Raw genomic sequence first — 272 nt, forward strand, 5'->3', positions numbered from 1 at the left:
CTTCCAAGCCACCTACAATACCAAAACTTAATATACCCGATGCTTTACCATTAGTTGTTTTTTTACACATTGCGTTGTATGGACTTGACGCTAAGCCTGCATAGTTAACCCATGAAACTTTAGGGTGCTTTTGTAAATACTCAGCCACCTTTTGTGCATTTTCGCAGTGACGTTCCATTCGCAAACCTAAGGTTTCAAGGCCAATTAGAATGTCTGATGCATTTTTTGGTGCAAGTGCCGCACCGGTATTTCTAAGCGGAACCACTCTACAG

General features: G+C 41.9%; 1 protein-coding gene. It reads right to left on the reverse strand.

The window, feature by feature from the left end; all coding sequences use genetic code 11:
• Nucleotides 1-272, reverse strand: a 272-nt coding sequence (locus AAEY88_RS13685) for a PLP-dependent transferase (protein ID WP_350563267.1), incomplete at both ends; no start/stop codon positions are given.

The organism is Psychrobacter sp. CAL346-MNA-CIBAN-0220 (genome assembly GCF_040309805.1).
Lineage (GTDB): Bacteria > Pseudomonadota > Gammaproteobacteria > Pseudomonadales > Moraxellaceae > Psychrobacter.